At 70.2% G+C, this 12,595-nt stretch carries 11 protein-coding genes; 6 read left to right on the top strand and 5 right to left on the bottom strand.

What is annotated here, in order from left to right:
- The 3 genes from FrCorBMG51_RS30280 to FrCorBMG51_RS01095 all read right to left on the bottom strand — a co-directional run.
- Window positions 1-518: DUF305 domain-containing protein (locus FrCorBMG51_RS30280; RefSeq protein WP_047221309.1), on the bottom strand; the 518-nt coding region annotated here is incomplete at its 3' end.
- A 5-nt stretch (window positions 519-523) separates the two neighbouring features.
- Complete coding sequence (locus FrCorBMG51_RS01100) at window positions 524-2,017, bottom strand: FHA domain-containing protein (protein ID WP_047221249.1); 1,494 nt, start codon at window positions 2,015-2,017, stop codon at window positions 524-526.
- Window positions 2,018-2,333: 316 nt separating this feature from the next.
- Complete coding sequence (locus FrCorBMG51_RS01095) at window positions 2,334-4,121, bottom strand: glycoside hydrolase family 15 protein (protein WP_047221248.1); 1,788 nt, start codon at window positions 4,119-4,121, stop codon at window positions 2,334-2,336.
- 331 nt (window positions 4,122-4,452) lie between these two features.
- Between FrCorBMG51_RS01095 and FrCorBMG51_RS27780 the strand changes: the two genes are divergently transcribed.
- Window positions 4,453-4,599 carry a hypothetical protein gene (locus FrCorBMG51_RS27780; protein WP_157180343.1) on the top strand — a complete coding sequence of 49 codons (147 nt, stop codon included), beginning with the start codon at window positions 4,453-4,455 and terminating at the stop codon, window positions 4,597-4,599.
- Window positions 4,600-4,828: 229 nt separating this feature from the next.
- On the top strand, window positions 4,829-5,326 hold the full coding sequence (locus FrCorBMG51_RS01090) for a hypothetical protein (RefSeq protein WP_235433209.1): 498 nt from the start codon (window positions 4,829-4,831) through the stop codon (window positions 5,324-5,326).
- 579 nt (window positions 5,327-5,905) lie between these two features.
- Here the strand turns inward: FrCorBMG51_RS01090 and FrCorBMG51_RS01085 are convergent.
- Window positions 5,906-6,109, bottom strand: a complete 204-nt coding sequence (locus tag FrCorBMG51_RS01085) for a hypothetical protein (RefSeq protein ID WP_013872226.1) — start codon at window positions 6,107-6,109, stop codon at window positions 5,906-5,908.
- 517 nt (window positions 6,110-6,626) lie between these two features.
- Between FrCorBMG51_RS01085 and FrCorBMG51_RS30275 the strand changes: the two genes are divergently transcribed.
- The 4 genes from FrCorBMG51_RS30275 to FrCorBMG51_RS01070 all read left to right on the top strand — a co-directional run bounded on the left by FrCorBMG51_RS30275 (window position 6,627) and on the right by FrCorBMG51_RS01070 (window position 11,094).
- Window positions 6,627-7,172 carry a glycosyltransferase gene (locus FrCorBMG51_RS30275; protein WP_235433208.1) on the top strand — a complete coding sequence of 182 codons (546 nt, stop codon included), beginning with the start codon at window positions 6,627-6,629 and terminating at the stop codon, window positions 7,170-7,172.
- Window positions 7,173-7,194: 22 nt separating this feature from the next.
- The gene (locus FrCorBMG51_RS30270; RefSeq protein WP_338052665.1) at window positions 7,195-8,004 is read left to right on the top strand and encodes a glycosyltransferase family protein; all 810 of its coding nucleotides are present in this window, start codon (window positions 7,195-7,197) and stop codon (window positions 8,002-8,004) included.
- A gap of 265 nt (window positions 8,005-8,269) precedes the next feature.
- Window positions 8,270-9,175 carry a class I SAM-dependent methyltransferase gene (locus tag FrCorBMG51_RS01075; protein ID WP_052914199.1) on the top strand — a complete coding sequence of 302 codons (906 nt, stop codon included), beginning with the start codon at window positions 8,270-8,272 and terminating at the stop codon, window positions 9,173-9,175.
- A gap of 302 nt (window positions 9,176-9,477) precedes the next feature.
- Window positions 9,478-11,094, top strand: coding sequence for a hypothetical protein (locus FrCorBMG51_RS01070; protein WP_157180342.1), 1,617 nt, complete (start codon window positions 9,478-9,480; stop codon window positions 11,092-11,094).
- Here FrCorBMG51_RS01070 and FrCorBMG51_RS01065 read toward each other — a convergent pair.
- On the bottom strand, window positions 11,027-12,595 hold a 1,569-nt coding region (locus tag FrCorBMG51_RS01065), incomplete at its 5' end, for a dolichyl-phosphate-mannose--protein mannosyltransferase (protein ID WP_047221308.1). The genes FrCorBMG51_RS01070 and FrCorBMG51_RS01065 overlap by 68 nt on opposite strands.

The following is a 12,595-nucleotide window of genomic DNA, read 5'->3' as shown; positions in this document are numbered from 1 at the left end:
GCTGACGCTGGCGAACCGCCGCCCGCGGCGTCGTGACCAGCATCATGACCGGCATCGTGACCGGCATGGCCGCCGCTGTCCCGCATCCACCGCATCGGCGGTTCGGTCGAGACCTGCGGCAGGCCCCAGTTGGTCAGCCAGGCCGACATGATGCCGATCTCCCGCTGCTGGGTGAGCGCGATGTCCTGGGCGACACTGCGCTGGGTGGCATCCGCGCCGGCGCGGAACTCCACCATCGCCATCTGGACGGCCTGGGCATGGTGGGCGGACATGTCGTAGGCGAACCCGGCGTCCACCGAGTCCGCGCCCGGTGGACGGTCGACGAGCCCCCGCAGGCCCGCGCCGGCCGCCACCAGAGCGAACGCCACCACGGCCAGCAGCGCCACCCAGGATGCCCGTGCCCGCGGCCGAATCCGGCCTGCGGGCCCGCCGACGGGCCCGTCCGCACGCCCACCGGTGGGCGTGGCCGCGTCGGTGGCCCGCTCCGCTGTCGCGCCGTCCGTGCTGTCGTCGGCCACCGCGGTCAGATCTGCATCTGGGAGTTGAACACGAACGTCCGCTTGCCCACCTGGACCCTGGTCCCGGGGACCAGCGGAGCCGGCTCGTGCGGGTTCAGCGGGGTCCACACGGTCGCCTCGGGCGGGGCGATGTAGGTACCGTTCGCGGAGCCCTGATCCGCGATCACCGCGTCCCAGCCGTTGAGCGTGATGACGGCGTGGACGCGGGAGACCGCGCTCTCGCCGTCCTCGACCAGTAACGGAAGCGCGCGGCCGGCCCGGACGGCGTCGTCCCGGTCGGGCTGCCTGCCGATCACGATGTCCTTGTCGACGTTGACGGTCCGGCCGTCCTCGAAGACGATCACCCCGATGGTCGGCCGTGGCCCCCGGACGGGGTTGCCGGTCTGCTGGGCCAGGGACAGCCCGCACTCGGTGCAGTAGGGCGCGGCCGGGTGGTTGAAGTGGCCGTTGGCGCAGAGGATGCCCTCGACCTGGGCTTCGGAGTTGCCCGGCAGCATGGTCGGGGCGTCCTGGTCGTCGAACAGGTCGGCGACGTCGAAACCCCGGCCGGGCAGTTCGGTCAGCGCCTCGCTCTCGGTGTCCTCGACGTGTGCGTCCGGGGCACGCCCGGCGAGTTCGGTCGGCGGGTCGTCGTTCGTGGCGGTGAGTGTGGCGAAGTCCTCGGCCTGCGTGGGCTCGGCGGCACGCAGCCGGGCGGCGGTGTCGAACTCCTGCTGCTCTCTGCCGTACTCCTGCTGCTCTCTGCCGTGCTCCTGTTCCCTGCCGTGCTCCTGTTCCCTGCTGTGCAACGGTGTCAGGGCCGGCGGAGCGCTCGACACCGACCCGTCGGCGGGGCCCCTGGCCGGCGCGGCGTCCACCGACGGGATCGGCGCCGCCTCGGTCATCGGGTTGTGCGGCCCGCCGAAGCCGGCGGCGAAGTCCTCCTCGGCCCCCCGGGGCGGGACGAACACGGGCCCGCTGCTGGCCACCAGGCTCACCCCGATACCGGGTACCGCCCCGATCCGCAGGTCCAGCGGGAAGGCGTCGGCAGCCGGGTTGTTCGCCACGCTGCCGACACCGGCCGGTCCGAGCGTGCCGGCCGGGCCGAGGTCCAGGCGGGCGAGCCCGGCCGGCAGCAGGCGGTCCACCCAGGTGGCCGACTCGATCCCGGAGAGGGTGAGCGGGGTGGGGCCGTGGACGACCACCTCCATCGCGCCGTGGATCAGCACGGCCAGCCGGTCGCCGACCTCCGCCAGCAGGGCGAAGTCGGGTACCACCTCCGGGTCGGCGTCGACGAGCAGCCCGGCGACCCGGCGCACCAGCCGCCGGCCCGTCCCCGAGACCGGCCCTACCTCGCCGGCCGCCTCGGCGCACAGCGCCAGCAGCGTCTTGGTCATGTCCGACGTGCCAGGGCGGCCGGTGCTGGCGACGACAAGAACATCCGACAGGCGAACCACCACACCGGTTCCGGCCTCATGCCCGGATGCCACCACGACCCGGAAACCGTCGAGTCCCGCCATCGTCGCGCCCCTTGTCCCTCGTCCCTGGCCTGCCTCGGCCGCCGCCCCGCCCCTGCCGGCGCGTCCGGCCCGCCGGAGCCGGGCCATCCGCCGGCGTCCGGCGTGTCCCACCCCGGTGAGCCACGTGTACCAACCATCCTGCCGGGGGATCGGGCAGACGTCAGCAACATGTCGGCTACCGGCGGACTTTCCCTCGGGATGAGACTGTCACCTGGCCGTTGCCGGGAGGAGACCAGCCGCCGGGGATGCCGGCTGTCCGCCCACCGGACGTAACGTTCGGCCAGGATGTTCGGCCAACCAGAAGCCCGTTTCGGGGTCAGCCGAGGGCCCGGTCCAGGTGAAGGGCAGCGCTGATCAGGGCGAGGTGGGTGAACGCCTGCGGAAAGTTGCCCAGCGCCTCCCCGGACGGCCCGATCTCCTCGGCGTACAGGCCCACGTGGTTGGCGTAGGTCAGCATCTTCTCGAACACCAGCCGGGCCTCGGCGACCCGGCCGGCCCGGGTGAGCGCCTCGACGTACCAGAACGAGCACAGGTTGAAGGTGCCCTCGTCCCCGTGCAGCCCGTCGCTGCCGTCCGCCGCGTAACGGCGTACCAGGCTGTCACTGACCAGTTCCTCGCCGAAGCGGTCGAGGGTCGACAGGAAACGGGGGTCGGTGGGCCCGGCGAACTTCACCAGGGGCATGCACAGCAGGGACGCGTCCAGCCGGGACGACCCGGGATGCTCCATGTACGCGCCACGGACCGGATCCCACGCCGCGGTCTGGACGAACCGGTACGCGCGGCCGGCGTACTCCTTCCACTCGTTGGTCGGGCCGGGCAGGCCGCGCTGCCGGGATATCCGGCATGCCCGCTCGAAGGCCACCCAGGTCATCAGCGCCGAGTAGGTGAAGCGCTGCCGGCCGCCGCGGGTCTCCCAGATGCCCTCGTCGGGCTCCTCCCAGTGCTTGGCGAGCCAGTCCAGCTGGCGGGAGAGCGCCTCCCACAGCTGGAAGGAGATCGGCGCGGCGAGCTTGTTGTAGAGGTACACCGAGTCCATGAGCTCGCCGTAGATGTCGAGCTGGAGCTGCCCGGCGGCGCCGTTGCCGATCCGCACGGGTTTCGAGTCGCGGTAGCCGCGCAGGTGCTCGAGGACGATCTCGTCGAGGTCGGCGTTGCCGTCCACGCTGTACAGAACGTGCAGGCCCTTGTCGCCGGGGGCCTCCTGACAGCGCTGTTCCAGCCAGTCCATGAACGCGGCGGCCTCGTCGGTGAACCCGAGCGTCATGAGCGCGTAGATGGTGAACGCGGCGTCGCGGATCCACGTGTACCGGTAGTCCCAGTTGCGGATGCCGCCGAGCTCCTCCGGCAGGGAGGTGGTGGGCGCCGCCACCAGTGCTCCGGTGGGACGGTAGACCAGCAGTTTGAGCACGAGCGCGGAGCGGTTCACCATCTCCCGCCAGCGGCCGTGGTAGCGGCTGCGGCGCAGCCAGTTCTGCCAGTAGGTCAGGGTACGGTTGAACAGTTGTTCGGCCTCGCCGTCCACCAGTGGGCGGATCGGCGTGTTCCACTCCAGGACGACGTCCGCGCTCTGCCCCATGTCGAGCGCGAAGGTCGCGGTGACGCCGGTGCCGTCGCTGGCCAGCGGGATGGCGGTACGCAGGGTGAGGCTGCCGACGGGAGAGTCGAACACCGCGCCCTGGCCGTCGACGATCGTCACTGTGTGTGATGCCCGCCCGTAGTCGAAGCGCGGGTGACAGCGCAGCGAGAACTCGGCCCGGCCACGTACCGCCCTGGCCTGCCGGACGACCGCGTGCGGTGACTCGGTGACGTCGCTGTCCACCGGGACCATGAAGTCGACGACCTCGCCGACGGCCTGCGGGGCGAGGAAACGGGTCATCAGGACGTTGGAGTCCGGCAGGTAGAGCTGCTTGGCCCGGGAATCGGGGCAGTGGATGCGGAAGGAGCCGCCGCGTTCGGCGTCCAGCAGGCTGGCGAACACCGAGGCCCCGTCGAAGCGCTGCGGACAGTACCAGTCGATGGTGCCGTCGGTCGCGACGAGTGCCACCGTGCGCAGGTCACCGATGACCGCGTGCTCTTCGATGGGCGGATAACCGGTCATGCGCATGAGTGGCCTCTCCGATGGGCTGTCGACAGAATCATCGCTCGGACCGTGTCCGTGGATCCTCGATCACGCGGGCGCTGTTCGGACGGCCGCCATCCATCGCCAGTCGTCGCCAGCCACCCGCATCCACTGACCCGGCCAGGGGCTTCCGCGAACGTACGTCCGGCCACTGGCCCGTGAGCGCCAACTTCTCGAAGTGTCAGGCGATACCGATCGATCGTCGTGGGGCTACCTTGGAGCACGTCGACACCGCGTCGGGCCTGCGCCGTCGACGTCGGTGCTGCCCGACGTCGCTTCGCCGCTGATGCGGTGTCCCGGAGGAACGTGCCGCGTCATGGCGGAGCGTGCCGCCGACGGACCGCCGCTGCCGGTGGCATTACTGGTGGCGTTATTGGTGGAGATGTTACGGATGGTGACGTCGGAGCTGGCAACGCTGGGGGACGGGGCCGGTTCGTGGCTGTCCGGCGTCAGACAGAAATGATCATTGGGTTGGATCGTCGGTCGGACGCCTGCCAGCAACGGCCGAGACGGGTCGGCCCTGACCTGGGGTTATCATAAATTCGTAACGAAAAGTGTTCAGATGGGCGCAATCTGGGGCGGATCTGGAGTGAGGGTCCGGGCGTCCATGCCGGCGGTCGTTCATGTCACTCTACGATCACAGCATGCCGGCGCAGGGACCAACGGCACAGAATGGTCAGGGCGGTCTTGTCATGTTCGCCAAAGGCGACCGGGTGTCCCCGGTTGATGATCTTGGCGGTGGGGTCTGGTCACGCTGCGGGACCGTCCTGGCCGTGCACGCGGCGCCACACCGTGAACCCACGCCGGGTGAGGAGCGGGTCCGGGTCGAGGCGGCCGGCTGGTTACCCTTCGAGGCGCCCCGGGCAACCGTGCTCTGGGACGACGGCACGGCAGAAATCATTGCGGAGGATCGGTTGCTCCTGGTGTACGACCGGGTGGAGCCACTCGGCATCCGGGTCGTGACCATGGCCATGGCCGCCCCCGTCGACGTCGTCGAGCACGGCGGGCATGTCGTCCTGCTCCTGCGTGAGGGCCTGCTGCCGCCACCCGCGGTCCAGTACCTGCGGGAGAAACTACGCAGCGTCCGGGCATCCTTCGTCCCCGCCGGCGTGGACGGCCGTTCACCGGCGGAGATCCGCCGCCGCGACCTCGACCTGCTACGGGCCCTAATCGCCCAGCTGACCGGCTGACCCCAAATTGTTGCTTTGCAACAATTTGGGGACCCCTGCGTCTGTGGCTGGTCGTCTGTGGTGGGTCTGCGATCGCCTGTCGGCGATCTTGACGAGATTCGTCTGTGCGTGAGGTTGCTTTGCAACAATTTGGGGGCCCGGCGGCTGTGGCTGGTCGTCTGTGGTGGGTCTGCGATCGCCTGTCGGCGATCTTGACGGGATTCGTCTGTGTGTGAGGTTGCTTTGTGGCGACGTGGGGATTTCTGCGGCTGTGGCCGGTCGTTCGTGGTGGGTTGACCGGAGGAGCCGGGGAAGGTCGGGACGAATGTGGAGCCGCCGCTGTCGCGGCAGCATCGCATTCACGTCCTGCGGGCCTGCTGCGGGCCTGGTCGGGGATCCGCGTCCCGCCGGAGGCGGTCCCGTCGCGGCTTTCCCGTACTGCGGGTGGCCCGCCTCCCCGGGGCGCTGGTGGGTGTCGCTGGGCGGCACCGCGCCGACAGGCGGCCGGCCCGCGTCCCCGGGGCGCTGGTGGCTGGCTGTCCCTGTGCCGGGCGGGGAGCGGGCCCGGGACTGGGTCGTGCGTCGGCCGTCAGGACGTCCTCAGGACGTGGAATAAGGGCCGGGGCGCACGGACGGCCCGCCGTAGGAGCTGCCGTTGAGGCTGCCTCGTGGTGGCTGTTCCGTCATGGCCTGACTGACTTTGGACGCGATGGCTTCGGTCAGTCGGATCGCCTGCGTGAGTGACAGGTTCAGCACGATCTCGCTGTCATCGGTCATCGCAAAGCGCACCGAGACATCCGCCATGGTGGTTCCTTCCCTCCTGTGTCGGCTGTGAGGAGCCGGTTTGGTCCCTCCCACCATCCCTGATCGCGTAGTCGTACCGGCAGGCACCCCCCGGTAACCGATGGGCACATCGGTGTGCTTCGTACAATGATATTGCTAAATGCAAGATATTCCTTGCTCAAAGTAGACGACTCGCGGTCCACTCTTGCCCTTGCTTCACTTTAAGTGTCAGTACTGTTGCAGATAGCGCCTATTTTTGATTGCATCAGGAGGTCTCGTGACCGAGAACTCGGCGGTCCTCACGACCCGGTTGGTGGCCCCGGGTCGTCCCGCGCCGCGGGGTCGACGGCCGTGCGCGCATGATTGCGATCACGATTCTGCCGGGTCCGGGACTCCGGCCGAAGCCGTCTCCCGGCAGGCGGGCGAGGAAGCCGGACGGACCGGGCTTCCCCGCCAGCTGGGTGGATCGACCACCGACGCTTCCGCCGCGGGGGGTACGCGGGAAGCGGGCGGCGCGGTCGCGCTCCCCGTCCCCGTCATGACCATTTCCGCTGTTCCCGGCGCTGTCGCCGCCGTTCTCGATCCCTCCGATCCCTCCGCCGCCTCCGGTTCCTCCGCCGCCTCCAGCGGTTCCAGCGCCGTTGCCGGCGGCCCGGGCGCTGTCGCGGTCGCTCCCAGAGGTACTGACCATGCTGTTGTCGATTCCGTTGCTGTTGCCGTCGGCCCCAGAGCTGGCGCTGTTGGCTCCGGCGTGGTCGATCAGGCTGCCGTCGAGTTCTGCGCCGGTGCGCCCGGCAGCGTCGAGATTTCTGTGATCATGCCTTGTCTCGACGAGGAGGCGTCGGTCGGGATCTGTGTGGCCAGGGCATTCGCCGGTATTGCCGACACCGGGCTCACCGGAGAGGTGATCGTCGTCGACAACGGTTCCACGGACACGTCGATTCCGGTCGCCCGGGCGGCCGGCGCACGGGTTCTGACCGAATCACGGCAGGGTTACGGAAACACCTGCCTGGCCGGATTTGCGGCGACCCGGGGTCGTTATCTGGTGATGGGGGGACGCCGACAGCTCGTACGATTTTCGTGAGCTTGCGGCGCTTGTCGAGCCGCTGCGGGCCGGGCGGGCCGACCATGTTCTCGGTTCCCGTTTCAGCGGGAAGATCATGCCAGGCGCCATGCCCTGGTCGCATCGCTATCTGAGCAATCCACTGCTCACCGGGATGCTCAACAGGCTCTTCGGCGCCGCCTCGTCCGACGCGCACTCCGGGATGCGCGCGTTCACCCGTGCCGCGTACGAGCGTATGCGGCCCCGGTGCGCGGGTATGGAGTTCGCCTCGGAGCTGGTCATCCTGGCCGCCCGCTCCGGCCTGCGGGTCGCGGAAGTGCCGATCACCTATCACCGCCGGGTCGGTGTGTCCAAGCTCCGTTCGCTGCGGGACGGCTGGCGGCACGTCCGTTTCATGTTGCCGCTCGCGCCCCGCGGCCTGTTCGTCATCCCGGGCCTGCTGTTGCTCGTTGCTGGTGTGGCCGGGCAACTGGTGCTCCCGCTGTTGCTTCCCGATGCCGGTCCTCGCCGTTTCGACGTGCATTTCTGGGTGCTGTCCGCGATGGTCGCCGTCCTCGGCTGGCAGGTGGTGCTGCTCGGGGTCTTCACCGACATCCACAACCGCGTGTCCGGCCGGGCCGGCTACTCGCGTCCACCGCTCGCCCGCGGGTACCGGTACTTCACGCTGGAGCGTGGCCTGGCGGCCGGTGGCGTCCTGTTCGTCGTCGGCTGCGCTGTCGAGGCGGCCGTGCTGGGACGCTGGATCGTCACCGGCGCCGGCCCGTTGGAGCAGGCGCGACCGGGACTGCTGGCGATGACGGTAGCGGTGCTCGGCGCCGGGACCGGGTTCGTCTCCTTCTTCCTGCACTGCTGACCACGGAAGGCGTCGCCGCCGCCCACGGCGGCAGCGAGAGCCCACGGCCCGGCGAGCCAGCGAGCGGGCGAGCACCCAGGAGCCGACCGGAGGACCAGTCCCCGGAGCCTGGCCTGCCGAGCGACGGAGCCGGCGCACCGAGGAGCGGGGTCGGTGCGCCGGGGGACGGGCGATGACCGCGGCGGCCGGGGCCGCTGGGCCCGCCACGTCCGCCGGGTCTGCCAGGTCTGCCGTACCCGCTTCGACCGGGACGGCCGGTGCCGGCGTGTCCGCCCCGACGGCCGCCATGACCGCCCCGCCGGGCGGGGTCGACCCATGGGTACTGGAGAACCACCTCGGCGGTGCGGCCGCGGCCAACTACCGGCGTTTCGAGCTCGATCTGGTCTCGCCATACTGCGGCCGACGGATCCTGGAGGTCGGGTCGGGGCTGGGCGAGTTCGCCGCGGGCCTGCGTGGATACGACCATCTGACCGTTTCCGACACCGACGCGTTCTGCCTGCGGGCGCTACGTGAGCGATTCGCCGGGCGGCCCGACGTCGATGTGATCGCGCTCGACGTGACCGAGTCCGCCCCAGCCGGGCTCGACGCGTCTGACCGCGACACAGCCGGTTCAGAGCCGGACGGGTGCGGGACAGGCGTCGCCGCCGGGCACACGACCGGATGCAGCCCACACGCACCAGACGGCCCACACGCACCGGGTAGCCCACGTGGATCGGGTAGCCCAGGTGGGCCGGGCGGGCTGGCCGTCCCGGTCGACACGCTGATCATGATGAATGTCCTGGAACACGTCGACGACGACGTCGCCGCGTTGCGGCGGCTGGGGCGGCTGGTGTCACCGGGCGGCCAGGTGGTGCTGTGGGTGCCGGCGTATCCGGCGCTGTACGGGGAGTTCGACCGGATGGTGGGCCACGTCCGCCGCTACACCCCGACAACGCTGCGGACCCGGGTCCAGCGCGCCGGCCTGCGCGTCCAGCGGCTGGAGCCGGTGAACCTCCTCGGCGGCATCGCCTGGTGGGCGGCGGTCCGCTGCGCCGGGCGGCGCAGCGCCGATCCGCGTCTGGTGGGCGTCTACGACCGGATAGTCGTGCCGGCCACCCGGTTCATCGAACGCCGGACGAAGGTCCCGTTCGGGCAGTCGTTGCTGTGTGTGGCGGTCCGGCCGGCGACGTGACCGGGACCGGGCCACCACCGGCACCGCCCGACCCCGTTCCGTCAGCCCCGCCTGTCCGGACCGGGCCACCGCTGTCCCACTCGCCGGAACCCGACAGAATCCTGCGACCGCTGGAAACAACCCCCGACACCCCGCAACACCGCCATACGTCCCATTTCGATCAAGGAAATGAGTACGGAAGTGGCTGCCACAGCAACCACTTGTTCCCTCGTTCTCATGATTCAACGATTGGTTCTGGAGTGGGGGCGCGTGAGCTGACCGATGCTCGAGGGGGGTGGTGGCCGAGGGCTCGATGTCTGACCATGGTCTTTGGACGTTCGGGGGCGGGCCGCCTGGGAAGGGGATATTCCAGGAGCCCGGGATATCGGCGGGCCGTCGGCCTGCTGTGGGTGCGGCACCGGTTGTTCGTGGTGCTGCTGGCCGGCGGCGCGCTGCTGCGGGCCGCGGCGTTGTTCGCCTGTTGGCCGGCCATGGAGTTCTACGGGGACTCCTACTCCTACCTGTGGTATGCGAAGGAGCTCCGCCCGGACCAGGTCAGGCCGTTCGGCTACTCCGCGTTCCTGAAGCTGTTCTCCTGGTCGCCGTCCATCGCTGTCGTGCCCGTCGTTCAACATCTGCTCGGTCTCGGGATCGGAGCGGCGCTGTACGGCCTGTCGGTGCACCGGGGGCTGTCCCGCAGGTTGGCCGCCGCGGCGGCCGCGCCGGTGCTGCTGGACGCCTACCAGGTGAACATCGAACAGATGGTCATGGCGGAGACGTTCTTCGCGGCGCTGCTGACCGCGGCGGTCCTGGCGCTGCTGTGGTGTGAGCGCCCGAGCGGGAGCATGTGCGCCGGGGCGGGCGCGCTGCTGGCGGCCGCCACGCTCACCCGCTCGGTCGTGCTGGTGCTGCCGGTGCTCGCCGCGGTGTACCTGCTCGCCCGCTCGGTCGGGGTACGCCGGCTCGTCGCCTTCGGGGCGGGCGTCACCCTGCCCCTGGCGGCATACGCGGCATGGTTCGCCGCCGTGTACGGGAACTTCGCCCTGCAGAACGCCGACGGGTTCTTCCTGTGGGGCCGGGTCGCCGAGTTCGCGGACTGCTCGCGCATTCAGGTGACACCCCGCGAACTGCCGCTGTGCTCACCGCACCCGCCCGGGGAACGGCCCGGCCCGAACTACTACGACTGGGACGCGAACAGCCCACGAGCCGCCTTCGGCCCGTTCGGCGCCGAAACGAACACGGTGTTCCGGCGGTTCGCCCTCAAGGTGATCGTCGCGCAGCCGAGGGAGTACGCCCGGCTGGTGGCGCACGACGTCACGCACTGTTTCGGGCCGGTGCGCCGCGTCGGCTCCCGGGACTGGTACCTGGCCACCTGGCAGTTCCGGGCGGGGCATCCCGATCCCCGCTGGCAGATACACCGGTCGCTGCGGGACTTCGACGGCGCGGTCACGCCCCGCCGCCACGACGCGGTCCTGGGCGGTCTGCTGCGCGGATACCAGTCGGTCGGATTCACCCCGGGGCCGTTGCTCGCGGGCTGTGTGCTGATGGGTGTGCTGGCGGCGATGGCCGCCGCCGGCTACGGGCTGCTCCGGATCCGCCAGGACTGTCTGCTGCTGGTGGGGATGGGTCTGGTTCTGCTGGTGGTGCCCTGCGCGACGGCGGTGTTCGACTATCGCTACCTGCTGCCGGTACTGGTCTGCCTGCCGCCGGCCGGGGCGTTCGCGGTGGCGCAGCTACGGCTCGTCCGCGCGCGGACCAGGCAGGCCGGCCGCCGCGCCGGGCCGGATCTGCCGACCCGGCCGGAGCCACCCCCGGGCCCGCCCCCGGACCTGGTCGGCCGGGCGGGCCGGACCGGCTGGCGGCGGCGGCGCGTCAGATCCAACCGGGGAACCACATCCTCACCCGCCACGCCGAGGTCGGGATCACCTGCGCCGCCATGATCGGATAGAAGTAGACGAACAGCAGCACGACGACGATCGTGTAGATGCCGACCGTCAGCGAACCGACCAGTCGCCGCAGGTCAGAGGCTGTTCGGGGGCCCAGGGCGACCCCTGCGAGCGCGGTCAGCCCGAGGATGAGGAACGGCAGCAGCGGCAGCGCGTAGAACAGGAACATCGTCCGGTTGGGGAAGGCCAGCCATGGCAGGAACGACGTTGTGAAGCCGACCAGGACGAGGCCGGCCCGCCAGTCCCGGCGGCTGACCCACAGCGCCAGCACCCCGACCAGCGCCAGCACCCCGACCCACCAGATCGCCGGATTGCCGATCGCGAGAATTTCCCGGGAGCAGCCGGCCGGGGAGGTGCACCCGGGCTCCCCGGCCTTGGGCGTGCTGTAGAAGTAGGCGACCGGCCGGGCCAGCACCAGCCAGCTCAGCGGCTTGGACGCGTACGGGTGCGAGGCGTCCAGGTGCTCGTGGAAGTGGAAGATCTGCTGCTGGTAGTACCACCAGCCGTGCAACGCCGCCCACACACCGTCACCGAAACGGTGGCGGTTGTAACCGCCGTCGGTGACGAACCATCCGGTCCACGTCGCGAAGAAAACGATGACCGGGAGCGGTATGAAGCTCACGAACCACTGCGGCCCGTCCCGTCGCACGGCGGCCAGGACCGGCCGTCGCGCACCCGCCGTCCGGCGTGCCCCGGCATCCCAGGCGATGGCCAGCGCGGCGAATCCCACGAGCGTGTAGACGGCGCTCCACTTCACTCCCAGGGACGCACCGAGACACAGTCCGCATGCCAGCCGCCACGGGCGCGCGCCAAGGCGCGCCCCGAAGCGCAATTTATTACTATCTGTCTTGTAGAGGCTACTTAGTGATTCTTGATTGCCGTTTCCCGCTTCGGATACGTCCTTGCTCGCTTGCCCGCTGAGGGGGATGTTGCTGGCGTCCGCGAGGCTGGCGGCCAGCCTGACCCGTCCGTGATCTCGGTCGAGGACCAGGCAGGCCAGGGCGAGCACGAGCCCGGTCATCAGGAAGATGTCGAGGATGCCGATCCGGCTCTGGACGAACGCCAGGCCGTCGAAGGCGAGCAGCAGGCCGGCGAAACAGCCGAGCAACGTCGAGCGGAACATCCGCCTGGCGGTCCGGGCGAGCACGAGCACCGTCAGCGTCCCCGCGACCGCGGAGGCGAAACGCCAGCCCAGTTCGGGACTGCCGTGACGGATCCCGGCGCAGTCGGTGTACCCGAAGAGCCACTCGGACACGGCCATCAGCCACTTGCCCAGCGGCGGATGGACGACGAACCCGGGGCCGTCGCACCCGCTCTTGATGTCGCTCAGCTCGTAGCCGTGGGTGAGCAGGCCGTAGGCGTCGTGGGTGTAGTAGACCTCGTCGAAGTAGATGCCGCGTGGTTCGGTGAGCTGCCAGAACCGCAGGACACCGGCGACCGCCGCGATCGCCAGCGACGCGAGCCAGCCGGCGAGCCGGTCGGTTGGCATCGGCGG

Source organism: Protofrankia coriariae (genome assembly GCF_001017755.1).
GTDB classification, from domain to species: domain Bacteria; phylum Actinomycetota; class Actinomycetes; order Frankiales; family Frankiaceae; genus Protofrankia; species Protofrankia coriariae.
This window is presented reverse-complemented; position numbering and strand designations above follow the sequence as displayed.